The sequence below is a fragment of the Photobacterium sp. GSS17 genome (assembly GCF_028621875.1).
GTDB classification, from domain to species: domain Bacteria; phylum Pseudomonadota; class Gammaproteobacteria; order Enterobacterales; family Vibrionaceae; genus Photobacterium; species Photobacterium ganghwense.
On the sequence record NZ_CP117518.1, the window covers coordinates 1,136,686 to 1,160,122 of the forward strand.

The 23,437-nt window shown below is 48.3% G+C and carries 18 protein-coding genes; 9 read left to right on the top strand and 9 right to left on the bottom strand.

Going from position 1 to position 23,437, the window contains the following annotated elements; genetic code table 11:
- Positions 1-34 precede the first annotated feature (34 nt).
- The 3 genes from rarD (at position 35) to PGW97_RS21635 (ending at position 2,377) form a co-directional block, all read left to right on the top strand.
- Entirely contained in the window at positions 35-931 is an 897-nt protein-coding gene (gene rarD / locus PGW97_RS21625; RefSeq protein WP_273859786.1) for an EamA family transporter RarD, read from the top strand.
- A gap of 356 nt (positions 932-1,287) precedes the next feature.
- Positions 1,288-1,623 (top strand): hypothetical protein, encoded by a 336-nt coding sequence (locus tag PGW97_RS21630; RefSeq protein WP_273859787.1) that lies wholly within the window; start codon positions 1,288-1,290, stop codon positions 1,621-1,623.
- Entirely contained in the window at positions 1,583-2,377 is a 795-nt protein-coding gene (locus PGW97_RS21635) for a hypothetical protein (RefSeq protein WP_273859788.1), read from the top strand. Before PGW97_RS21630 ends, PGW97_RS21635 begins: the two co-directional genes overlap by 41 nt.
- 209 nt (positions 2,378-2,586) lie before the next feature.
- Here the strand turns inward: PGW97_RS21635 and PGW97_RS21640 are convergent, their stop codons facing one another.
- The 4 genes from PGW97_RS21640 to nrdD all read right to left on the bottom strand — a co-directional run bounded on the left by PGW97_RS21640 (position 2,587) and on the right by nrdD (position 8,571).
- Positions 2,587-2,847, bottom strand: a complete 261-nt coding sequence (locus PGW97_RS21640) for a DUF2960 family protein (RefSeq protein WP_047886016.1) — start codon at positions 2,845-2,847, stop codon at positions 2,587-2,589.
- Positions 2,848-2,895: 48 nt separating this feature from the next.
- Positions 2,896-4,953, bottom strand: a complete 2,058-nt coding sequence (locus PGW97_RS21645; protein ID WP_273859790.1) for an EAL domain-containing protein — start codon at positions 4,951-4,953, stop codon at positions 2,896-2,898.
- 653 nt (positions 4,954-5,606) lie between these two features.
- Entirely contained in the window at positions 5,607-6,098 is a 492-nt protein-coding gene (nrdG, locus tag PGW97_RS21650) for an anaerobic ribonucleoside-triphosphate reductase-activating protein (protein ID WP_273859791.1), read from the bottom strand.
- 352 nt (positions 6,099-6,450) lie between these two features.
- Entirely contained in the window at positions 6,451-8,571 is a 2,121-nt protein-coding gene (gene nrdD / locus PGW97_RS21655) for an anaerobic ribonucleoside-triphosphate reductase (protein ID WP_273859792.1), read from the bottom strand.
- Between the two features lie 155 nt (positions 8,572-8,726).
- On the opposite strand from nrdD, the gene PGW97_RS21660 reads away from it, so the two are divergent.
- The 3 genes from PGW97_RS21660 (at position 8,727) to PGW97_RS21670 (ending at position 11,860) form a co-directional block, all read left to right on the top strand.
- On the top strand, positions 8,727-9,989 hold the full coding sequence (locus tag PGW97_RS21660; protein WP_273860643.1) for a GGDEF domain-containing protein: 1,263 nt from the start codon (positions 8,727-8,729) through the stop codon (positions 9,987-9,989).
- 124 nt (positions 9,990-10,113) lie between these two features.
- Positions 10,114-11,553, top strand: coding sequence for a lytic transglycosylase F (locus tag PGW97_RS21665; protein WP_273859793.1), 1,440 nt, complete (start codon positions 10,114-10,116; stop codon positions 11,551-11,553).
- A gap of 181 nt (positions 11,554-11,734) precedes the next feature.
- Positions 11,735-11,860 (top strand): hypothetical protein, encoded by a 126-nt coding sequence (locus tag PGW97_RS21670; protein WP_273859794.1) that lies wholly within the window; start codon positions 11,735-11,737, stop codon positions 11,858-11,860.
- Between the two features lie 277 nt (positions 11,861-12,137).
- Here PGW97_RS21670 and glgA read toward each other — a convergent pair whose 3' ends face one another.
- Both glgA and glgC read right to left on the bottom strand, forming a co-directional pair.
- Positions 12,138-13,658, bottom strand: coding sequence for a glycogen synthase GlgA (gene glgA, locus PGW97_RS21675; protein ID WP_273859795.1), 1,521 nt, complete (start codon positions 13,656-13,658; stop codon positions 12,138-12,140).
- The gene (glgC, locus tag PGW97_RS21680; protein WP_047886039.1) at positions 13,648-14,865 is read right to left on the bottom strand and encodes a glucose-1-phosphate adenylyltransferase; all 1,218 of its coding nucleotides are present in this window, start codon (positions 14,863-14,865) and stop codon (positions 13,648-13,650) included. The genes glgA and glgC overlap by 11 nt, the downstream gene beginning before the upstream one ends.
- Before the next feature lie 397 nt (positions 14,866-15,262).
- Here glgC and PGW97_RS21685 point away from each other — a divergent pair, with 397 nt between their 5' ends.
- The gene (locus PGW97_RS21685) at positions 15,263-16,693 is read left to right on the top strand and encodes an alpha-amylase family glycosyl hydrolase (protein ID WP_273860644.1); all 1,431 of its coding nucleotides are present in this window, start codon (positions 15,263-15,265) and stop codon (positions 16,691-16,693) included.
- A 196-nt stretch (positions 16,694-16,889) separates the two neighbouring features.
- Here the strand turns inward: PGW97_RS21685 and PGW97_RS21690 are convergent, their stop codons facing one another.
- Positions 16,890-17,162: a PepSY domain-containing protein gene (locus PGW97_RS21690; protein WP_047886372.1), complete on the bottom strand. Its 273-nt coding sequence runs from the start codon at positions 17,160-17,162 to the stop codon at positions 16,890-16,892.
- Between the two features lie 400 nt (positions 17,163-17,562).
- On the opposite strand from PGW97_RS21690, the gene PGW97_RS21695 reads away from it, so the two are divergent.
- Entirely contained in the window at positions 17,563-18,957 is a 1,395-nt protein-coding gene (locus tag PGW97_RS21695) for a class II fumarate hydratase (RefSeq protein ID WP_273859796.1), read from the top strand.
- A gap of 263 nt (positions 18,958-19,220) precedes the next feature.
- Here PGW97_RS21695 and PGW97_RS21700 read toward each other — a convergent pair whose 3' ends face one another.
- Positions 19,221-20,108 (bottom strand): EAL domain-containing protein, encoded by an 888-nt coding sequence (locus PGW97_RS21700; protein ID WP_273859797.1) that lies wholly within the window; start codon positions 20,106-20,108, stop codon positions 19,221-19,223.
- A gap of 332 nt (positions 20,109-20,440) precedes the next feature.
- Here PGW97_RS21700 and PGW97_RS21705 point away from each other — a divergent pair, with 332 nt between their 5' ends.
- On the top strand, positions 20,441-22,120 hold the full coding sequence (locus PGW97_RS21705) for an RluA family pseudouridine synthase (RefSeq protein ID WP_273859798.1): 1,680 nt from the start codon (positions 20,441-20,443) through the stop codon (positions 22,118-22,120).
- Between the two features lie 239 nt (positions 22,121-22,359).
- Here the strand turns inward: PGW97_RS21705 and PGW97_RS21710 are convergent, their stop codons facing one another.
- A complete protein-coding gene (locus PGW97_RS21710; RefSeq protein WP_273859799.1) occupies positions 22,360-23,337 on the bottom strand; it encodes a D-2-hydroxyacid dehydrogenase family protein in 978 nt (325 codons plus the stop codon).
- Positions 23,338-23,437: the final 100 nt, after the last annotated feature.

Sequence of the window (23,437 nt, forward strand, 5' to 3'; positions counted from 1 at the left end):
CTTTCCTCCCCCTGTTCTGTTTGGTTCACCGTTTATGCGTACTCAACGCGTCGGCAATGCGCTGGCCGCTTTTTCGTTTGTGCTATGGGGCATTCTTCCCCTTTACTACCAGTTTTTACCGGAAGCAGATATCAATGATCTGCTGGCGCTGCGTATCCTGTTTTCCGTTCCCTTTATGTTACTGGTAATGGGGATGCTAAAGCGCCCGTTCCCAAGCCTCCATACTTTATGGCAGGACAAACGTTCACTGGCGGTTTCCGGCCTTGCCGGTCTTATCATGTGCATATCATGGTATGCCTTCACCTGGTCATTGACCCACGGACAGGTTCTGGCCGCCAGCCTGGGTTTCTTTATCAACCCACTCTTTGCCGTCACTCTGGGTGTCATCTTCCTCAAGGAACGGTTATCAGCCGCCCAGTTCGTTGCGGTACTGCTGGCTATTGCGGGCATCGGCTATCAGGTCTGGTACTACGGTGAGCTGCCATGGCTGTCACTCATCATGGGTAGTTTTTTTGCCCTGTACGGGCTATGCAAGAAATTCATCCGGTACGATGCGCTAACATCCGTTACCCTAGAATCCGCGCTGCTATCACCGTTTGCGTTGTTGTTTCTGCTGTTCTCCGGGTTCCAGGGAACCAGCACAGCGCTGTCGTCTGACACCACAACCTTGCTGCTATACATGGGCTCTGCACCTGTCACTTTGCTGCCGCTGATCTTTTTTGCTCTGGCCATTCAGCGAACCAGCCTGACCATGGTCGGACTGATGCAGTACATTGAGCCATCGTTGCAGTTTATGCTGGCAGTCTGGCTTTTTGGTGAAATGTTTGAACCCGCAAAGGCGATCAGTTTCGGTTTGATCTGGCTGGGGCTTGTGATTTGCAGCCTGGAAGCCTTAGGTGGCCACCTCCACCACAAACTCCGCGCCAGCTAAAAACTTGCCAATTGGGCGTATTACTTAAGCCTTCCCACTCCGGCCTTAAGGCCGGAGCTGGCTCACTCTTTTCGGTTCATTTCGCTGTTAGAATAAAACTTGTTCAGTTGCACGCAGTGAATTCAGTTGCACCAAATAGATTCAGCTGTACCAAATGGATTCAGTTGCATATCGTTATTGCATTGCCATACTCATAGCATGGGCTGACGCTTTCCCAGGGAGTGAAAGTGCATTCTCACCAAATATTTAATGACAGCTACCGCCGCTGCCTCAAGCACGAGCGTTTTTTTGACGTGTTCTATAACATTTTCTGGTGCCGGGATGAGAGGTTCCGGAAGATGTTCAAAGGCGTGGACATGGCAAGGCAAATCAAAATGCTGAAATTCTCCATTTCCATGCTCATGCTCTGCGCCACCTCGGCCAATGCCAGAGAAGCGATTCGCTTATACGGCTGCCGTCACGGTTCAAGTGGCCCGGGCGGTATTGGTGCGACCGCCGCCGATTATGATATCTGGCTCGACTGCCTGATTGACACGGTGGAACTGTGTGATCCCAAATTTGATGAATCGGTCGCTGCAGCCTGGAGACATTGTTTTGCGTCGGGTATCGCTATAATGAAGGAAGAATGTGAAACGGTAAGCCGTCGTGCCGATGAACAAACTTCCACCAGCGAAATCCACCCAGATTTATGACTGGCGCTACGGCCTGCTGGTCTCTGTTGCCGTTATTCTGGGATTGCTCACGCTGCTTTTCTCTCCTGTGTATCAACCCGCTGATTTTTATGACTATGCAGACCAACGCACGTTTGCTGGCATCCCCAATTTCCTGAACGTACTCACTAATCTCGGGTTTGCCCTGGTGGCCTTGACGGGGTTATGGCACCTGTACACAAGCCACCTCACAATTATTCCTACCTTCGGACAAGCCTATCAGTTGTTTTTTATCGGGTTATTACTCACATCACTGGGGTCTGCGGTTTACCATTATCAACCTGGTCCTCTCACGTTGGTCCTTGACCGTATCCCTATTGCGATCAGTTTCATCAGCCTCTATGGCATTGTTGTGGCTGAACACCTTTCCCTCCAATTGGCTAAAGCGATGATCTGGCCGCTGCTTGGCTACGGTGTCCTGTCTGTCACTTACTGGTACATGACAGACATTCCTGCAGGGCAAGGCAACCTGGCGCCGTACATTCTGGTCCAACTGTTACCCATTATTCATATACCGATGATTTTATGGTTTTACCCGAGTGCTGAACCTGCAACCACACGATATTACTTCATGGCACTGGGACTATATCTGCTGGCCAAACTGGCAGAGGTAGCCGACCGGGAAATCTACAATCTATTGGGATTTAGTGGCCACAGTCTGAAACATCTTCTTGCGGCTGGGGCGGGCTATCTGGTGTATGTTGGCTGGCGAATAAGAGCCCGGCGAACACACTGATCAAGGAAAGAGATATGCAGGCAGCGGTTATAAAACAGCGGATTAAAAACACTGAATTAAAAGAGCAAATTAAAGCAGATAACAAAAAGTCCCGTCAATAAGGACAGGACTTTTCTCATGCACTGCCGACTGAAAATGTCACTAGGGCAATAACATAGTCATAAATAATAGAAAAAGTATAGAAAGCAGGGAGCCAGGCTCCCAGGCCCTTACTTGTGGCCAACACCACGATTTTCTTTCTGAGCCAATGCGATTTTGCCAAAGCCCAGCTTCCGGAAATGGCTGTCGCGATAATCACGCGCCGCCTTCTGGGTCGAAACAGCTTCCACCTGCTGCTCCATTTTTAGAAATTCCTTCAGATCAATGCCTTCTGCTGCAGCAACGGCTTCATGAATTGTGCGGTATTGTGAGTAGGAAAACGACAGTGTCTTCTCTTGATTCTTATAGGTGTAGATAATAGTGCGCGACATAACGCCTCCGACTGCAGAATGAAGAGGGCGAATTTACCCTGTTTCTTCTCAAGATGAAAGTGCCACTTCGCCAGCATCCCATGTCTTCAATGCCGACAATGCCTGAACAGGCATCGGTTGAAAGAAATAATAGCCCTGCACGCAGCTGGCACCCTGCTCCCTGGCCAACATAAGCTGCTCAGCTTTTTCAATGCCTTCCACCACCACTTCTGCTTCACTCATTGCCCCCAGCTGAACCGCGACAGAAAAAAGGCTCTTTCCTTTGTCACTGCCACTGTTGCCAATCAACGAGCGATCAATCTTGATGCGATCAAAGGTAAAACGGGATAAATGCGCCAGAGAGGCATAGCCTGAGCCAAAATTATCCAGCGCAATCGCAATGCCCCTCGCTCGCAATTTAGCAATCATTTTCGCCGTTTCACGCGGATCCTGTACTAAGCCTTCTTCGCGAATTTCCAGACAAATATCGGAAAAGATCAGTCCGTTTTCAACCACCGTCTGACAGACCCGATCAGCAAACGCCGGTTGAGCAAGACTGGCAGAAGAAACATTAATACAAAGACGACAACCGGATGGCCGCCCTAATTTCACAAAATCAGCTATTGCGTGTTTCAGTACCCAGTCATCAACCTCGGCCATCAACCCCAGCCGCTCATACGAGGATAAGAAGGACGGAGGCGTCACAGTACCATCCGCCCCTATATGCCTGAGCAATGCTTCCACAGCCACAATCCTGCCGCTGTGACTATCCACCTGAGGCTGATAATACAGTGCAAATTGTCCCTGCTTTCTGAGCATGTCTATCTCGCGCTGCGCCATCATGTGCAACTGCATCGACGGAAAGTGCCCGGTTACCCGATTAAGACTATCGACGCCATCATTTTTCATCATCCGGTTTGTCATCAGTACTGTGATGCTGTGTCCGGCCGCCTGATTGTCCATGATTCTAAAAAATGGGTAGTAAAACAGCATACTCAGGCCAATCAGACCCAGTTGAAACAAAGCAACAGACCACTCTCCGCCGCTGGCAAGATAACCACTCAGTACCGGTGGCGTGATCCAGGGTTGCACTTCGGTGAGTGGAGCAATCAGACCAGAAGAAATCGCGCTATACGCCAACAGATAACTCAATAAAGGTGTCAGCATGAAAGGAATCAGCATGATCGGGTTGAGGATAACCGGAATCCCAAACAGAATTGGCTCATTAATATTAAACAAGCTAAAGATCAGTACGATTTTTGCCAGCAGCCGATACCCTTCACAACGTCCAAACAGCAAAATACACAATACCAGCCCAAGGGTATTGCCAGCTCCCCCAATTCCGGTGAAAAAGTCATAAAAGTTGGTGCTGATGATATTGAGTTCATCACCCAGATTCCGCCAATCTGCCATATTGGCAACACTCAGATCATATAAACCTGATTGATAAGATTGCAGGAAATCATGACCATGAATGCCCATTCCCCACAAGAAACCGCGTACCAACTCGTAGATCAACCCGTCATGAAATGACAACGGATTCAGTAACGGCAAGTTGAGTGAGGGGGAGATGACGCTCGATAGCACCAGAGAAAGAGCGGTACTGCCAAGGAGCAGGGCTGTCAGAGTGCTAGCCGCCAGTATTACAAATCGGTACAACTGCTGGCCATCCTCATTCAGCCAAATATCGCACATACCGGTCAGCCGTTGAAACTGAGCGCATCGCTTGAACCGATGCAAAATCAGACAGGACGCATACGCCGTCAACAATGCCACAACCAAACTGTTGGGTATCGGCACTTTAATGGCCAGCAGCCCCCACTGATATGAGATGAACATGTATCCAAGCAGCGCACAAAAAATGGCGCACCCTTTGTGGATTCTGTGCATGGAGGCGTAGTAACTGGCCAGATAGAAATTGACCAATATAGGGAAAAGATAACTGGTCACTTCCCCCATATAATTTAGAATAACACTGGCCGACTGCCACCCGAATACACCCGCCAGTTCTGCCATCAGAAACAGGCAGGCTGCCAGCATAGTAATGGGTAAAGCCAGAATAAAGACATGACTCACCGCAACGGTGTACGGATTCTCTGAAAGCAGAGACACTATTTTTTTTAACATTCCCTGTCCATAAGGCGTTATTTTTATACGACTTTGCTTATTCCGATGGCGTTGTAACGGACGGCCGACGTGCTAGTGAATCATAACAAAATCCATTTTTATTATGGGGTTTTATCCCGCACATTCACTGACTCTGCGAGTCATATAACACATATTCGCAACGCTTCTAGTGTTTTTACAGCATAAAAAATACCTCTGAAAATGTAGCCACAAATTTCAAATTTGATTAGCTAATTATCTTATTATCCATAGCGATAGGTTATATCAATACAATATAACCGCTGCCTTAATCAGTATCCGAGTATTAAAGACACCGACCTGAATCAAACAACAATGCGTTGGAACAGCAATGTGAAAAAATGAAGAGAATGACAATCGCGAAAAAGTGGAAAAGTGGAAAAGTGAGTACGTCAGAAAATGAGAAAGGAAAAAGCCGCTTTCCGAAAACTGGCGCTGTGTTGACAGCTTGAAGATTGCATAAACGCTACGCTCAATAACCCGGAATTAAAAGCCAGCACCGTTTCAGAGCCAAAGCACATTCTACTATCAGCGATACCGTCACAATAGCCAATGACGAAATCACTGTACTTAGGATTTTCGCCGTTAGTTCGTCAAGGCTCTTCTGGGGTCTTGGGGGCGATTTGACCGCGACTTTAGCTCTTTGACAAAGCGGATTCTGGGTCATTCAAATAGTGGATAACCTGATTAGCACTTCCGCGCCATAACAACGATGGATCGTAGTGTTCCTGTTCGAATTTCCCGTCAATCACAACATCAACATGACGGATAACGGCTTGCTGTGCGTCATTAAGTTCAGCCAGTGTATACCCAGTCCAGAGCCAGATATCCTTGTCCGGACATTCTCGTCTTACGCGTTCAACCAGTCGTTGTATCGCGGCAACGTTCACTGGATGCAAAGGATCCCCGCCTGAAAGTGACAAGCCACGACGTTTAATTCGGGAATCATTCAGATCCTTAATAACCTGATCTTCCATCGCCTGCGTAAACAGATGGCCCGAGTCCGTCCGCCAGGTGCTCTGGTTATAACACCCTTTGCACTGATGCACACAGCCGGAAACAAACAGGGTACACCGCGTTCCCGGCCCATTCACCACATCTACCGGGTAATATTTTTGATAATGCATGACTTTACTCTACCCATACCGTCTGTCACCCCTGCCTGCTACTACTGAGCCAGAACAACGAACGTGTAAAAGCCAGATACTAACAAAACGGGTTTAAAACTAAGCTACTAAGCTACTAAGCTACTAAGCTACTAAGCTACTAAGCTACTAAGCTACCAAGCTACCAAGCTACCAAGCTACCAAGCTACCAAGCTACCAAGCTACCAAGCTACCAAGCTACCAAGCAAAATAACAAAGCGCCGAAAAACAGCGCTTTCAAAATTTCAGGGTACCCAAGAACTGCCGTGATTCGGCCTATTCTGCCATCACGACACCACAGCACCACAGCACCACAGCACCACAGTAAAAGTCGCTACATATGCTTAACGCGGCGTTTCACTTCTTCCTGTTTACCAAAGTTGAACGGGCGCGCATCCGGGCTCCCCAGATAACCACAGACCCTACGTGTAACCGACACCTTGGCCGGATTATGGTTACCGCATTTCGGGCAGGTAAACCCTTTACTGGTACAGGCAAATTCGCCGGTAAAGCCACACTCATAACACTCATCAATTGGGGTATTGGTGCCGTAGTACGGGACGCGGCTGTAACTGTAATCCCAGACGTTTTCGAGTGCTTCAAGGTTATGCTGAATATTCGGGTATTCCCCGTAACAGATAAACCCGCCATTAGCGATTTCCGGATACGGCATTTCAAAATCAATCTTATCGTAAGGATTGACCTGCTTTTCTACATCCAGATGGAAACTGTTGGTGTAATAACCTTTGTCGGTTACACCTTCAACGACGCCGAACTCTTTCGTGTCAATTGCACAGAAACGGCTACACAGGTTTTCACTCGGTGTGCTGTACAGGCTAAAGCCATAACCGGTTTCTGCCTTCCAGCGATCCGTTGCCGCTCTCAGGTGCTGCACTATCGCAATGGCTTTCTGGCGCAACTCATCGCTATCGTAGACATGACGCTCAGCCCCATACAGCGCGTTCATTGTTTCATGAATACCAATATAACCCAGCGAAATAGAAGCACGGCCATGCTTAAAGATTTCCGCCACGTTATCATCAGCTTTCAGACGCACGCCACACGCCCCTTCCATATAGAGAATCGGAGCTACCCGTGCCTTCACCCCTTCGAGACGACTAATGCGGGTTTCAAGTGCGCGGCGGGCCAAGTCCAGTTTTTCATCCAGAAGACGATAAAAACGGGTTTCATCCCCTTTCGCCTGCAACGCAATGCGAGGCAAGTTAAGGCTGACCACTCCCAAGTTGTTACGCCCTTCATGAACCAGCTCGCCTTTTTCTTCATATGGCCCAAGAAAGCTACGACAGCCCATTGGGGTTTTGAAAGAACCGGTGACTTCCACCACTTTGTCGTAGTTCAGAATATCCGGATACATACGTTTTGACGCACATTCCAGCGCCAACTGCTTGATGTCGTAATTCGGATCCCCTTGCTTGTGGTTCAACCCGTCTTTTATCGCAAACACCAGTTTCGGGAAAACCGCCGTTTTACGGTTTTTGCCCAGTCCGGCGATACGGTTTTTCAGGATAGACGACTGAATCAGGCGCGATTCCCATGAGGTGCCTAAACCAAATCCAAAAGTAACAAACGGTGTTTGCCCATTCGCAGTGTGCAGCGTGTTGACTTCATATTCCAAGGACTGGAACGCGTCGTAACACTCTTTTTCCGTTCGTGCGCGGGCAAATTTCTCTGGTTCAGGAATATCCCACTCACGGGCAATCTTGAGTTGCTTTTCATAGCTGACCGTTACATAAGGTGCCAGCACCTCATCAATTCGGTTTATGGTTGTGCCGCCGTAAATATGGCTCGCCACCTGCGCAATGATCTGTGCCGTAACAGCTGTTGCGGTTGAAATCGACTTCGGAGTATCAATTTCGGCGTTACCCATTTTGAAACCATGGGTCAGCATGCCATTAAGATCAATCAACATGCAGTTGAACATAGGGAAAAAGGGTGAGTAGTCCAAATCGTGAAAGTGCAAATCCCCTCGCTCATGCGCCGTGACGATGTCACGTGGCAACATATGCTGCTTCGCATAATGTTTAGCCACAATACCCGCCAATAAGTCGCGCTGTGTTGGAATCACTTTGCTGTCTTTGTTGGCGTTTTCGTTCAGCAGCGAGGCATTACTCTGCTCTATCAGACCACGTATCTCATTGTTCAGGTGACTTTTTTTCTCGCGAGCAATGTCCCGATCGTGACGATATTCAATATACGCGCGCGCAACTTCTTTGTGAGGGCCCGTCATCAGGTGATTTTCAACGGCGTCCTGAATCTGATGAATATCGACCAGTGCTTGCTCTGAAAACTGGGCCAGCACGGCTTCAGAGACATCCTGTGCATACGCTTCGTCCATGGCTTCTACAGACTCAGCTGCACTGAGTACAGCTTCCTTAATACGCTGAGTATTAAATGGTACGCGGCATCCGTCACGCTTAATCACAACCGGGTTCACACAAGGCTCCTAAAAATGACACTGTCACGAAAAACACAAAATATAGTGGATTCAATAACAAGCGGAATACAAGATGTGGGGTATTAAGCGAGAATTCAGTTTTGAATACATTGATCTGAGTCAGGGTTTTACCATGACCGTACAGGTTGCAACCGATGTTTCCTACGGGCTCTCAAAATTCTGCTTTTGATTCCTACCTGGCTCACAAAGTCAACATTAAACATTCATCGAATCTGAATATTTACAAAAATTCGGCGGGAATTCTTGCGCAATCAGGTAGACTTATTAACCGGATAAAAAACGGTATTTTTATGTCTACGCTCTCTCGAGAAGCCTTTCAGGAAGAGGCTTTATATCAACTACTGACCCGTGGCTGGCGCTGGGTATGCACCTTGTCACTTATCTTGTTGTTCATTATTGTCGCGACATTTTTAGGCAATGCACTACGAGATCCTACCGTGCTGCTGCACCCTGCACTCAGTCTCTACGGTATACAATCACTTTGTTACATGACGGGACTGATCATTTTTCGTCCCGGTAGTCGCCCTTTTCCCTACTGGCATCTGCTCTTTTGCGTACTTTCGCTGCTGTTTAGCATGAGCTGGATGATGTCGGTGTTTCACCTGATCCACTATGCCCGGCTCTATACCAGCGCGGAAGTGCTGTCTGAGTTGGTCATCATGTTGTGTCTGCTTGGATTTTTCGCCTCGGTAAAGGCCACGTCGTTTGCCATTGTGCCTATGCTCCTTTTGAGCACTTACATCAACTATCTTAGTGTTCATGAGAGCTTACAAATTCCCCTCCTCAAGCTGCTGGCCATGCTACTTATTATTTATACAGGGCGACAAACCCTGATGCATTGGTTCAACAGCAGTGTGAGCAAGGAGTACGACAAAGAACAACTGGTCAAGCAACTCAACCAGATGGTGTCGCAAGACCAACTAACCGGTCTCAACAACCGCCGGTTCTTCGAATATGAGTTGGAAAAACAGTTTCACCAGTGTCGACGGGAACAGCAGCCCTTGTCACTGATTATGATTGACATTGATTATTTCAAGCACCTGAATGATGCCCTTGGCCATCCGGCGGGCGATGAATGCCTGAAACGGGTAGCCCAAGTACTGAAAACCAGCCTGAAGAGACCAACTGACAGTGTGTCGCGATTCGGCGGCGAGGAGTTCATCGCAATATTACCTGCGACATCGGCAGACGGCGCCAAGGTTGTCTCCGCCAGAATATGCAAAAGCCTGGCGGATGCAAAAATTCTTCATCCCGCTTCAGATGTCAGCCCGTATGTCACTGTCAGCCAGGGTATTGCCACTGTGGGGAAGGAACAAATTACCCACCAACTACTACAACGAGCCGACAGTAATCTGTATCAAGCCAAAGCCCGAGGGAGAAACCAGGCCTGCTCGTAGTAATGCAGCGTAGCCATTTCTGTTTATCCCCTTTCCTTATCATCCCCCCGTCACCCGCCCTTTTCCCGGCCGTTCAGACCGGGAAAAGCCTATACTCAATGCAATACGCTGTTGAGTATGGGCCATGAAAACAGTACTGCGGTTGTGCTGCTGTCTGAGCATCGTCCTGTCTTCATTCGGTTTTACGTTTGAAATCACCCCGATTCCCAGCACCAAATACACCGGCGATTTACCTGTTTTACTCGAAAAAGGCGTCATTCGCGTTCTGGTTTCAGCGGATCTTGGCTTCTATTACCTGGATCAGGGTAAGCCTCGCGGTTTAACTTCTGAACTCTTGGAACTGTTTGAAGCTTACATTGCAGAAGCCACCGGCCAGAAATACCGCCTCCAGATCATTCCGATCGATCGGGATCAGCTCTTTCCGTCTCTGATTGCCGGAGTTGGCGACATCGCTGCCGCAAATCTGACCATTACTCCACAGCGATTGCAAAAAGTGGATTTCAGTGACCCCTTCCTGACTGAGGTCAGCGAACTGTTTGTGACCGAGAAAAAGCGCCGCCGGATTACCCGGCTTCGGCAGCTATCTGAAAAGAGTGTCTGGGTTCGGGCCAGTTCCAGTTATTACCAGAGCATCCGAAAAATCAATGAACAATTGGCCAAAAAGCATCTTGAGCCCATGTACGTGCATTTTCTGGAAGAAACACTGGAAGACTATGAGTTGGTACAGATGATTCAGGAAGGGTTGATCCAAATGACCGTACTGGATTCTCACAAAGCTGAGTTCTGGTCATTGGTTACTGGTAATCTCCGGCTGCATACCCGTTATCCGATCCGCGAACATGGTTCGATTGGTTGGGCTTTTCGCAAAAACAGTCCGAAACTGAGCAAACTCATCAACAGCTTTATTGAAAAGAACCGACGCGGCACCCTGAACGGCAACGTGATCTTCAACCGCTACCTTAACAGCAAAGAATGGTTCAAACAGGTGATCAGCCCAAGCAGCATCAAGCAATTTAAGAATTTACAGGACAAATTCATTCGCTACGGCAACATGTATGACATTAACTGGCTGATCATTGCAGCGCAGGCATACCAGGAATCGCAGTTTGATCAGTCGAAACGTTCACATGCCGGTGCAATCGGCATCATGCAGGTTCTTCCCCAGACCGCCAATGAGCCATATATCAACATCCGCCATATTCAGAATATTGAAAACAACATCCACGCGGGGGTGAAATACATGGACTACATTCGTAATAATTATTTCCAGGATGAGGAAACGGATGAGCTGAACCAGCTGTATTTTACCCTCGCCAGCTACAATGCCGGTCCCAACCGGATTAACCGCCTACGGGGAGTCGCAAAGGAACAAGGCTATGATCCGACCAAATGGTTTAACAATGTCGAGAAAGTGGTAAAAGAAGAGGTCGGTATGGAGCCTGTCACTTATGTGGGTAATATCAACCGTTACTTCACCATCTACAAACAACTGATGTCGATGCAAACTGCCGCACAAAGCGAAACGGCGCGCGTTCACCGCCTTCATTACAAACTCAGTCGATAAGCCTGCTGATGTGTATCGTTGAATAATTCAGCGATTAATACGCAAAATCTTGCAGGGCTGAGATCGTGATCCCGCTTTCATCATAATGTCATTTATCAAGGCTAGTGTTGCTACTACAACTTAAACACCGATGAGTTTGCTCTGGCACTCGGAGCAACAAGAAAAGCATTGAGACGACAGTATGGATACATTACACCTCACAACCTTTGTTGTCCCGACAGAAGAAGATTTGTTGGCCAGCTGCCCGGATGATCTGTTTCTGAATGACGGTGATGACGAATTCGCGAATGATGTTATCGTGCTTTAAGCGCAACGACAGACAATGACAGCCAACAATGACAAATTGGCATCGAACGACAGCAAAAAAGCGATAACAAAATCCGGTAACAAGTGCTGATTAAATCCCCCTTGCTGAATCGAGCTTGTCGAACAGAGCCCGTTTTTCGCTGAGAACGTGGGTTGCCCAATACCACCGGTTATCAGCACTTTCTTCCGTTCTTCACGTACCCATAGAAAAAGCCCTCATCATGAGGGCTTTTTGTTTTCAACTCATTTCAGTTCAAGCTGGCATGCTGGCTGGCCAGTCAGACCGTTTCAGGATGGTGCTTTTTTACGGCAGTGATATGCTCCTGACCGTTATACATCTGAACGTAGAGTTCAGCCGCTTCATCCCATTCAAACCGACAAGCCATCGCATTTTGCTGCAGACGTTTAAACTCCTGCGGGCGCTGGCAGTACAGCAGTAAGCTTCGCTGCAGCTTGATCAGCAAAGCTTCCGGTGTCGGAGCTTTAAAAATAAAGCCTGTTGCCACCTGCGGTGTCTGATCATAGTCAATCACAGTATCAATCAGCCCACCCACTGCCCTAACAATCGGTAATGTCCCATAAACCAGGCTGTAAAGCTGGTTCAAGCCACATGGCTCAAACTCGGACGGCATCATGAAGAAATCGGCCCCCGCTTCGACACAATGTGCCAGCGGATTATTGTAAGCTTCCACGAACGCCAATTTTTCAGGATGTGCGTCACTGATTGATCGCAGTTTTGCCGCCAGAACCGGATCACCGCTCCCGACAATCACCACCTGTACATCATGAACCAGAAAATCAGCCAGAATCGGCAGCAGATAATGGATGCCTTTCTGCTCTGTCAGACGACAAACCATGCCATAGACCGGCACATCTTTAACCGGCAGATTCACCTGCTGTTGCAGATCCCGCTTACAGGCCTTCTTGCCACGGGTGACACTGACTTTATTGGCTTTGTAATTCTGGGCGATGTACGGATCAGTTTCCGGGTTCCAGTCGCCGTAATCACACCCGTTAACGATACCGTAGAGATCATCTGACCGGTTGCGAAAATCAGCTGCCATACCATGTGAACCCAGCTCAGTCAGTAACTCAGCCGCGTAGTTAGGACTAACTGCATTGATTTTATCGGCAAAAGCCACGCCTGCTTTCAGCATACTGATATGGGCACTGTCCATTTCAGCCTGAACGTAGCGCTTTTGGATCAGTTCAGGAATTAAACGGAACTGCTCATAATCGAAATTGCCTTTGAAGACGGCGTTATGAATCGTGATAACACTTTTCGTGTTGGCAAAAAAAGCGTCATCTGCATAACGGGTACGCAGCAAAAACGGAACCAGACCGGTATGCCAGTCATTACAGTGCACAATATCCGGCTGAAAGCCGAGCTTTTCGCATATATCCAGCGTAGCTGCACTGAAAAAAGCAAAGCGCTCGCCGTTATCGGCATAGCCTTCGTTATTTTCCGCATAGAGTTCAGCACGGTCAAAATACTGTGGCGCGTCTAATGCGTACACAGGAACTTCACCGCTGTACAGCCGCTTCACCGCATACCCCACCGGTTCAGGCTGTGTTGGTACATACAGTACCGTTTCCAGCAGGGTGTCACCCTGCTCACGTTCTGCCACTTTGCGATAGTACGGCATGGCAATACGCACATCATGCCCCATCGCTTTCAGTGAAGCCGGCAGCGACTTGGCCACATCCGCCAGGCCACCGGTTTTAACAAGTCCCTCAACCTCAGAAGCCACAAACAGAATTTTCAGAGGCTGAGAAGAAGGTGTAGTCTTAATAGCCAATTTTCGCTCCTTTCGGTATCACGACAATTCCTTCGTCTGATACATGGTACTTTTTACGATCCTCTTCAGGATTCTCACCAATGACAGTTCCCGGTGCGATTTGCACGTTTTTATCGATAATAGCACGGCGAATGGAGCAGTTAGCGCCGATTTTCACATCCCCCAGGATGATTGATTCGCTGATTGTCGTACAATGATCCACATTAGTACGGAACCCCAGCACTGACTTGTAAACCCGCGCACCGCGAATGTAACTACCAGCCGAAATCATGCAGTTATTGATATCAACCTTGCAGTTGTCACCGTCCAGAACGGTGGCCGGAGGCAATGGAGGGTAATAGGTATGCAATTGCCACTGGCGGTTATACAGTGAGAACGGCGCATCTTCAGACAATAAATCCATGTGCGCCTGCCAGTAAGATTCAATCGTACCGACATCACGCCAGTAACCTGCTGTTTTCTCACCCGGGATGATATTCGTTGTAAAATCGTAAACGTACACTTTCCCTTGCGGGAACAATTTTGGAATGATGTCCTTACCGAAATCATGGCTGGACGATTCATTCATCGCATCTTCTTCCAGTTCTTTACACAGCACACCGGTTTCGAAGATGTAGTTACCCATCGACACCAGAGCATGCTCAGGATCCCCGGGGATCGCCTTTGGATTTGCCGGTTTCTCTTCAAAACCTATCATCCGCCCGTTCTGATCCACTTCGATCACGCCAAAGGCAGACGCTTCGCTGATCGGCATACGCAGTGCTGATACCGTTAAATCCGCTTCGTGAGCATGGTGGAAATCCAGCATCTGCTTCACATCCATTTTGTAGATGTGGTCACTGCCGAAGATACACACCTGATCTGGTGATTCCAGCTCAATAAAGCGAATATTCTGGTAGATGGCGTCAGCTGTCCCGTCATACCAACGCTTACCCATCCGCATTTGCGCTGGGATAGGATCAATAAAACGCCCTGTGATCCCAGAAACATTCCACCCTTTTTTCATGTGCACATACAGCGACTGAGACTTAAACTGAGTCAACACGAAAATCCGCATCAAATCGGCATTCAGAAAGTTATTCAGTGCAAAGTCGATCAAACGGTAACTGCCACCAAAAGGCACTGCCGGTTTGCTGCGTGAATCCGTGAGTGGCCTGAGACGAGAACCTTCACCACCAGCCAAAATCATTCCTAAGACACCTGCCATGGTGTACCTCCTTGTGAGTAAGCAACTTGTGCCATATATAACACACGGCCATACCTGAGGAGAATGGCTATGCAGTATAAATTGATAGGTATTTTCAAAAATATTGTTTTCTTTCAAACCCAGCGATGTGGGTTACATCTTTTTTCGTCAGACTTTTTGAACACGCGCATCATTCGAAACATAAAACTGCGAGCAAGTACAAAAAATAACCGATACAAAATTTTATAATTTTGTCACTTTCGTCTGTTTGCCACGTATTTTCTTGCTTGCAATCCCTACTCCCCCAGCCTCCTCCCCCTTGAACCATTGCAAAAGCTGAATACTTTCGCAAACTGAGTGGGTAGACTGCGCTCAGTTCATCAGAAGGACATACAGAATGAGCAACCCTGTTTCACATATGGACAATACCTGCGCCAGTAATGTCATCCTGCACGCATTTGACTGGCCATACGCCCGGATTGCACACTATGCCGAAGCTATTGCAAATGCCGGATTTAAAAGCGTTCTTGTCTCCCCACCGATGAAATCCCTCCACCACCAGAACGGGTCTCCCTGGTGGCAGAGATACCAGCCTCAGGATTACCGGGTGATAGACAATCAATTAGGCAACACCCATGATTTCATCCTAATGACAGAGGCATTAAAAAAGCATGATCTGCACATTTATGTCGATGTGGTCTTTAATCATATGGCTAACGAGTCAGACCATCGGACAGACCTGAACTACCCTTCAGAAAAAATCCTTAATCAATATAAGGATGAAGAAGAGTATTTCGAAAAAATCCGTTTATTTGGTGATTTATCAAAAGCCTTATTTACCGAACAAGACTTCGTTAACGCCTTCCCAATTAAGGATTGGCACAATCCCTGGGAAGTTCAGCACGGAAGAATCAGTGGTGGTAGCAATGATCCCGGTCTTCCAACGCTAAAATGCGCAGAAAATGTAGTAAAGCAACAACAGAAATACCTGCGCGTGCTAAAACAATTAGGCATAAAAGGGTTCAGAATTGATGCTGCTAAGCATTTAACTTTAGAACATATTCAGCGAGTGTGGGACGAAGACGTCAGTAAAGGCATGCATATTTTTGGTGAAATCATCACCGATGGCGGAGCCAGCCGTGACGAGTATGAATTATTTCTGGAGCCGTATCTGAAAAGCACTTCGCTCGGGGCATATGACTTCCCACTGTTCCATTCAGTCTTCAATGTGCTGGAGAAAAACCGTCCAATGACAGAATTAATCAACCCCTATTCAGTGGGGCAGGCACTGGCATATGATCGGGCAATCACTTTTGCCATTACCCATGATATTCCCAATAACGATGTCTTCCTGGATCAGGTCATGTCCCCTGTCAGCGAGCGGCTGGCCTACTGTTACCTACTAGGGAGAGACGGTGGTGTACCGTTGATATACAGCGATCTGAACACCAGTGGCATAACTGATGAGTCGGGACAACCACGCTGGCTGGATTGCTGGCATGATCCGATACTAAGCCGCATGATTGCTTTCCATCACCAGATGCACAGCCTACCTATGCAAATCCTGGAAGCCGGAGATGATCACTTGGTTTTCTCCAGGGGAAACGAAGGCATCGTCGCCATAAACCGAGGACAACAACCCGTTTGCGTTGAGTTACCGGAAGGCAACTATCTGGATTGCCTCTCATTGCCCGGAGTCGAAATGACAACATCGCAGGATCGACAAGCACAACTGACCAAAGAAGATAATTTACCCATAAAAACTGAAAGGTTTCTACAATCAACTGATAGTAAAAACGTTTTACTGCTTCCCGGTGGAAGCTGTACGATGCTGATGAAAAAGCAGTGAAACGCTATCTTCAGCACTGAATGCGGAGCGCCTGCGACCACAAAACCGGCGGGCCAACATAAAAGCTAAAGGCGAAAAAAAGCTGCGCCAAAGCGCAGCTTTTCAAAAGACTCAACGATCACAGACTTATACCAAAGCCAAAGCCGTGAATAGGAATACCGGAATACGCCCAGCACAACGTCATCATCGTTGCAGGCTAGTCGCTTTCTACAGCCAGAATTTTTCCGCTAAATAAATCCATCTCTATTTCGACACGTTTTCCCTCAGGGTTTCGTGCTTCGACCTCAATTTCATGGTCATCCCGCTCGATTTTGATCGAGCGAAAATCATGGTATCCCTGATTTTGTAGCAGTCTCATCGCTTTGGGTACCGTCAGCTCTGGTGCGACTGAAGGCTCAATCGGATCCGCCATGGCCGGTACCGCTACTATGCATGCAGAAATCAGGACGGGCATTACAACGTTCTTCATAGTCATGTTCCACCTGCATCCGTACTTCATGTCGCTTCATCATATCAAAATGAAAGCCAAATGTTGCTAAGCACGCACTTTCTTTGATTCGTATCACATCCATGTCCACTAAAAGGTTAATCCTTGACCCTTTATCCCTTTCATTCCCCCCTCACCTTTTCTTCAGCAGCTCCCTGCTGCAGAGGTATATTGATACAAAGCAGACAGTAATAGCATGGCTCGCATTGGTAACGACCAGTGATTTATTTCTTAGAACATGCATAAATAAACATGAACTCACTAAAATCGCTGTCAATAAAGCCAATTACTAAGACAAGCTTCTCTATTCAGGGCGATTTCCACTAAGCTCATGACAACCACCACAACATTGCCAAAGCGTTCACTTTGGCGGGGAGGCAACATGACATCCGGCTTTCGTACAGAAACTGACAGCATGGGTGATGTTCAGGTTCCGGAAAATGCCTTGTATAAAGCGCAAACTCAGCGTGCCATCAATAACTTCCCTATCAGCGGCATTCCCATGCCCGCCCGTTTTATTCAGGCATTGGCTTTTATCAAGCAGGCAGCCGCGCGCAGTAACCTGGAGTTGGCCCTGTTACCCCACGACACCGCGCACGCCATCATTGACAGTTGTCAGGAAATCATTGACGGACAATACGCAGATCAGTTCCCTATCGATGTCTTCCAAACCGGCTCGGGAACCAGCTCCAACATGAACATGAATGAAGTCGTCGCCACTCTGGCCGCTGAAAAACTCAACGCGCCGGTTAGCGCCAATGACGATGTCAACATGGGACAAAGCAGTAATGATGTGATTCCTACGGCCATTCAAGTCAGTGCGGCACTGGCTTGCCACCACCACCTGTTCCCGGCTTTTGAACACATCATTGCGACACTGGATAAAAAAATCTCGGACGTGGGCCATGTGGTCAAAACCGGGCGAACCCATTTAATGGATGCTATGCCGGTAACGCTGGGGCAAGAACTGGAAGGCTGGAAAACGCAGCTGGAAAAAGCGCAATACGGCATTTGCCAATCATTGGAATCGGTAAAGGCTCTTGCTCAGGGAGGCACAGCAGTGGGTACAGGAATCAATACCACCCCGGAATTTGCCGCGGTTTTTGCCAACAATATTTCAGTCTCAACGGAAGTTGATTTCACGGTCAGTGACAACTTCTTTTATAACCTGAGCAGCCAGGATGCCATCGTCAGTCTTTCTGGCCAGCTGAAAACAACGGCTACAGCTTTAATGAAAATTTCCAATGACTTACGCTGGATGAATTCTGGCCCTCTGGCCGGATTAGGAGAAATTGAACTGGAATCGTTACAGCCTGGTTCATCCATTATGCCGGGTAAGGTCAACCCCGTTGTTCCCGAAGCATCGGCCATGGTTGCAGCACAAGTGATTGGTAACGACATGACGATCACCATTGCTGGCCAGTCCGGTAACTTTCAGCTGAACGTGATGCTGCCGGTTATTGCAATGAACCTGCTGCAAAGCATTGAGTTACTGACCAGCGCACTGCATTTGCTGGCAGACAAAGCCATTGCCAGCTTTCGGGTTCGGGACGATAACCTGCAACGTGCCCTGGCGAAAAATCCGATTCTGGTGACGGCCCTGAATCCGTTAATCGGCTACCTGAAAGCGGCGGAGATTGCAAAAAAAGCCTACAAGGAACAACGGGATATTCTGGATGTGGCGGTTGAAGAGACCGAGTATTCACGGGAAGAACTTGAGCAGTGGCTGAATCCAACATTACTGACGCAAGGCGGGGTGAAAGACGGTAAGCATTAGCCATACAGCTGCCAATTTGACACCGTAAAGAAACCTCGGCATGTCGTCAGTTTCAGTGGCTTCGGTGACAGTATTAACATCAACACCATCAAGTAACTTCATTAACAGGCAGCGCGTAAGCTGCCTGTCTCATAGGTCTATTGTCTGCTTCTATTAGCACCTGCTCGTCACCATATGTACCAAACAGCGCGGCGATCCTCAACACAACGCGGTTATCCGGGTACTCGGGCTGCCTGGGTGACAGGAACCCATAAAAGCATCTGTCAGCAAGGATAGAACGGAGAATTTGGTACTGTTAACGATGAAACCGATCCCGTAACAGCCCCTTCTGAAACTGCTCCCGACGGCAAAAGTTTGCAGTCAGTTTGCGGACGATACGCCGGTATCGAGCACGGACGGCCGGTAAAATATCCTTGTAATAAATCGGCTCCCAATGCTTTCGCTAACTCACACGACGGTTGGTCTTCAATCCCTTCAATCAGTACTTGAGCCGATATCGCAGCCGCCACACTCAGGGCTTCGATCATCGGTTGCGTGTCTCCTGCCACGTAGCTATCAAGCAAAGGCTTACTGATTTTCAGCACATCCGGACGCATCGCTGTGGTTCGTGACATTGAGGAAGCGCCCATTCCATAATCATCCACCGCGACTTTCACACCATGACGGCGCAGTGAATGCAATATGCGAGTAAGGCAGTGTTCGTCATCACACGGATGTTCCAGAACCTCAAGGTAAATACACGACGGGCTAAGATTCATCGCAGACAATGTTGTCAGAAGAAGGGATTCAGTATCCTGCCTGGCTGCACTGTCGAGCAGCGCGATAGGCGTGACATTAATGAACAAATTGGTTGGCAGGCCAAGGCGGGCAAAGTTTCGGAGATGCACATTCCGTGACAGACGGTCAACGTTAATGAGATCAACGGTGTGCTCCAGATAGCTTTCAATCACGCTGCCGGTATCCAGACAAAAACCAGAAGCATGCTCAACGCGCAACAGTGCTTCGAAGGCAAAAATTTCACCATCAGGCGTTACGATTGGCTGAAACGCACTTTTTAACACAAAATCCTTGTAAGTGGCGAAAAAAGCACCGTCTTCGGAGCGCCGGATATAGGGGTCCAGTTCCTGACCGGCTCTTAGTATGTTATTCACTAAACATTCATTCCATGAACATAGTTAATCTAACCATAAACGCTACACCACACATAGGAAGTCTCACTCATCAACAGTATAGGACAGGTCACAATTTTTTGTGCCAAGGCCAACATTCCCACTGAATAGAAGCAGGATTTTCCATTATTTTATCTATTTATCAATAAAAAAGCAGAGTGTTTCGCTAACGTCTCACAAATGAGACACCTGTATTGTCCTCTGAGACATTAAAAATCTTTTGGTCATTTGGTGCCAATTTCTCATCTAAGCGGTAGAATGTGCACCTTTTAGTGCCTCACTCGCGGCTTTACGTCTCAGAATTCAGAAATCCTATGCATTCTCCGGAAAAACTGTTTACCCGATTTAAAACTTCCATTGCAGATTACCCCCTGCCTGAACGTTTTACCTTTCCGTTTTATTATCAGCCTCACCCTCTATGTGTGCTGGCTGCGGAAGAACTTCAGGCACATCTGGCCAACCAGACAGACTGGCAGCATAACTTTGGGCTGACGGGCGATACCGACACAGCCATCGGCAAAATGTTGGGGGTACTGCTGGTTGAAAATCAGGACGGAGAAATCGGCTATCTATCCGCGTTTTCCGGGAAAATGGCAGATCAGAATCTGCTGCCGGGTTTTGTCCCGCCGGTGTTCGACATGCTGGCCGAAGACAGTTTTTTCCTGACGGGTCAGAAGGAAATCAACCAACTGACGACGGAAATAAAAGCGCTGGAAGCAGACCCGGCGTTAGCGGAATGCAAGGCTCTACTTACTTCGGAAACGCAAGCTGCGGAGCAAGCTTTGCAGGCACATCGCAGCAACATGGTAGAAGGCAGAAAAGTCCGTAAAGCCAAACGCGCCGCCTCGGCGGAAATGACACCTGACGAACGCAATGCACTGAAAAAACAGTTGAGCCAGGAAAGTGTGATAGAAAAACTGCAACTGCGGGATCTCAAACTGTACTGGGAATCGCGACTGGCTGAGCTTCAGGCTGCATTGGATGCACATCTTGCTGTCATTTCCCCTCTGAAAGAGAAACGCAAGGCGATGTCTTCAGCCTTACAGCAGCAGCTGTTCGAGCAATACCGCTTTTCCAACATTAAAGGTGAAAGCAAAGGGCTGGGCACTCTATTTGCACCCACGACGCAGGGCATACCGCCTGCGGGTGCCGGTGAATGCGCAGCACCAAAACTGCTGCAATATGCGTTTATGAACAGGATGAAACCGCTGGCACTGGCAGAGTTCTGGTGGGGACAGTCACCTAAATCCGAAATTCGCCGCCACCAGCATTACTACCCGGCGTGCCAGGGTAAATGCCAGCCGATTCTGGCTCACATGCTTGACGGCATGGAGGTGGATGACAATCCCCTGCTAAACAATCCGGCAGAAGGTAAATCCATAGACATTATCTATCAGGACGAGCATATGGCGGTGATAAATAAGCCTGCCGAATTTCTGTCGGTACCGGGGAAAACCATTGATGACTCGGTCTTCACCAGAATGCAGCTGGCCTTTCCACACGCAACCGGTCCGCTTATCGTGCATCGGCTGGATATGTCGACCTCAGGGCTGATGGTGATTGCGCTGACCAAGCGTGCTAACAAGAGCCTACAGAAACAATTCATTCAGCGTACCGTTCAAAAGCGCTACACCGCGTTGATTGATGGGGTACTGACCGCCGACGAAGGTATGATCAACCTGCCAATGCGAGGTGATTTGCACGATCGCCCGCGCCAACTGGTCTGCTTCGAACACGGAAAACCGGCTGAAACAAAATGGGAAGTTATTGCTCGTACTGACCGCCATACTAAAGTTCATCTTTATCCAAAAACCGGCCGTACTCACCAGTTACGAGTACATTGTGCCCATAACCTGGGCTTGAATATGCCGATTATCGGCGATGATCTGTATGGCGTGAAAGCAAACCGCTTACACCTGCATGCGGAAACGCTTGAACTGGATCACCCAATCACCCACGATCGTATGCGATTTCAGGTAGAAGCGGATTTTTAAAAGGCCAGATTAATCACCCTTTCTTTTCTGTCCGCCCCCTCTACGCTCAGACGCTTTCCCATGCCATCTCTGGCCAGCGGGAAGGCGTCTGACAGCTAACGTCAAATAGCTGATGGTTAACAGTCGATGGTTAACAGCCGACACCTAGCACCTAGCACCTAGCACCTAGCACCTAGAATCAGTCATGCGAGTTGGCTCGCTGGCTATTCATTCGCTCAAATTGACTTTAGCGCCTGATTTCAGACAAGCACTTCGGAATTAGCAATATTTTCAGGGTGCCTATTCGCAAAGGCAATGACATTCTCAAACGCCTTACGGAAATACAGCTCGTAGCTATTTTGTTCAACGTATCCCAAATGAGGTGTACACAACACATTTGGCAACGCCAGCAGTGGTTCATTCGAAGGCAGGGCCGGTTCCTGCTCAAAAACATCAACCGCGGCACGACGTGAAGGATGGGCAGACAGCACGTTATGCAAGGCTCCGGGCTGAATCAGTTCGGCCCGAGATGTGTTCACCAGTAACGAGTCCGGTTTCATGACCAACAAATCCTCCTCTGTAACAATCCCACACGTTGCCGCATTGAGTCGTAAGTGCAATGACACAATATCAGAGGAAGCAAAGAACACCTTTTTCGAGTCTGCCGCTTTAAAACCGTCCTGTATCGCTCGGATACGCGATGACTCACTGCCCCATATCTGCACATCCATCCCGAATACCTGTGCATAACGAGCAATACGCTGGCCAATCTTTCCATACCCCCAAATCCCCATCACTTGGCCATGGAGGGTGCGACCTAATCCTAGCGTGCCAGATTGCTGCCATTGCCCAAGCTGCTGGTTGGCACTGTATTGCGGAATATAGCGCGACGCAGCCATCATCAGTCCCCAACATAATTCCGCAGGAGCCACCGGCGATCCAATCCCTTCTGCTACTGCCACACCGTGACGGGTACAAGCTTCCAGATCAAGATGATGACTGATCTTGCCCGTCTGGCTGATCAATTTCAGGTTTGGCAAGCGTGACAACAAAGCCTCATTGATTAGGGTACGTTCTCTGATTAACACCAGAGCATCAACATCAACCAGTAACGGAGCCAGTGACGCAGGATCAGCAATAGTACTGTTAAGCACTTTCACCTGATGTCCTTCAAGCATCGCAAAACAGGACAATCCTTTTACTGCATTCTGGTAATCATCAAGCACTGCAACTTTCATCTATCCCTATCCTTGCATCATCCTATTGTGATGAGCAGAAGGTAGCGTTGAAGCCGGATAAAATCCACCTAACCCGTTAAAAACTCAAACATATCGCCCA

Coding starts and splice junctions, on each gene's coding strand:
- PGW97_RS21710 (WP_273859799.1), bottom strand. CDS start 23,337: ATGAAAGTTGCAGTGCTTGATGATTACCAGAATGCAGTAAAAGGATTG.
- glgC (WP_047886039.1), bottom strand. CDS start 14,865: ATGGCAGGTGTCTTAGGAATGATTTTGGCTGGTGGTGAAGGTTCTCGT.
- nrdG (WP_273859791.1), bottom strand. CDS start 6,098: ATGCATTATCAAAAATATTACCCGGTAGATGTGGTGAATGGGCCGGGA.
- PGW97_RS21645 (WP_273859790.1), bottom strand. CDS start 4,953: ATGTTAAAAAAAATAGTGTCTCTGCTTTCAGAGAATCCGTACACCGTT.
- rarD (WP_273859786.1), top strand. CDS start 35: ATGCGTACTCAACGCGTCGGCAATGCGCTGGCCGCTTTTTCGTTTGTG.
- PGW97_RS21635 (WP_273859788.1), top strand. CDS start 1,583: ATGAACAAACTTCCACCAGCGAAATCCACCCAGATTTATGACTGGCGC.
- PGW97_RS21640 (WP_047886016.1), bottom strand. CDS start 2,847: ATGTCGCGCACTATTATCTACACCTATAAGAATCAAGAGAAGACACTG.
- PGW97_RS21660 (WP_273860643.1), top strand. CDS start 8,727: ATGTTTCCTACGGGCTCTCAAAATTCTGCTTTTGATTCCTACCTGGCT.
- PGW97_RS21690 (WP_047886372.1), bottom strand. CDS start 17,162: ATGAAGAACGTTGTAATGCCCGTCCTGATTTCTGCATGCATAGTAGCG.
- PGW97_RS21630 (WP_273859787.1), top strand. CDS start 1,288: ATGGCAAGGCAAATCAAAATGCTGAAATTCTCCATTTCCATGCTCATG.
- PGW97_RS21670 (WP_273859794.1), top strand. CDS start 11,735: ATGGATACATTACACCTCACAACCTTTGTTGTCCCGACAGAAGAAGAT.
- PGW97_RS21695 (WP_273859796.1), top strand. CDS start 17,563: ATGACATCCGGCTTTCGTACAGAAACTGACAGCATGGGTGATGTTCAG.
- PGW97_RS21665 (WP_273859793.1), top strand. CDS start 10,114: ATGAAAACAGTACTGCGGTTGTGCTGCTGTCTGAGCATCGTCCTGTCT.
- PGW97_RS21705 (WP_273859798.1), top strand. CDS start 20,441: ATGCATTCTCCGGAAAAACTGTTTACCCGATTTAAAACTTCCATTGCA.
- PGW97_RS21685 (WP_273860644.1), top strand. CDS start 15,263: ATGGACAATACCTGCGCCAGTAATGTCATCCTGCACGCATTTGACTGG.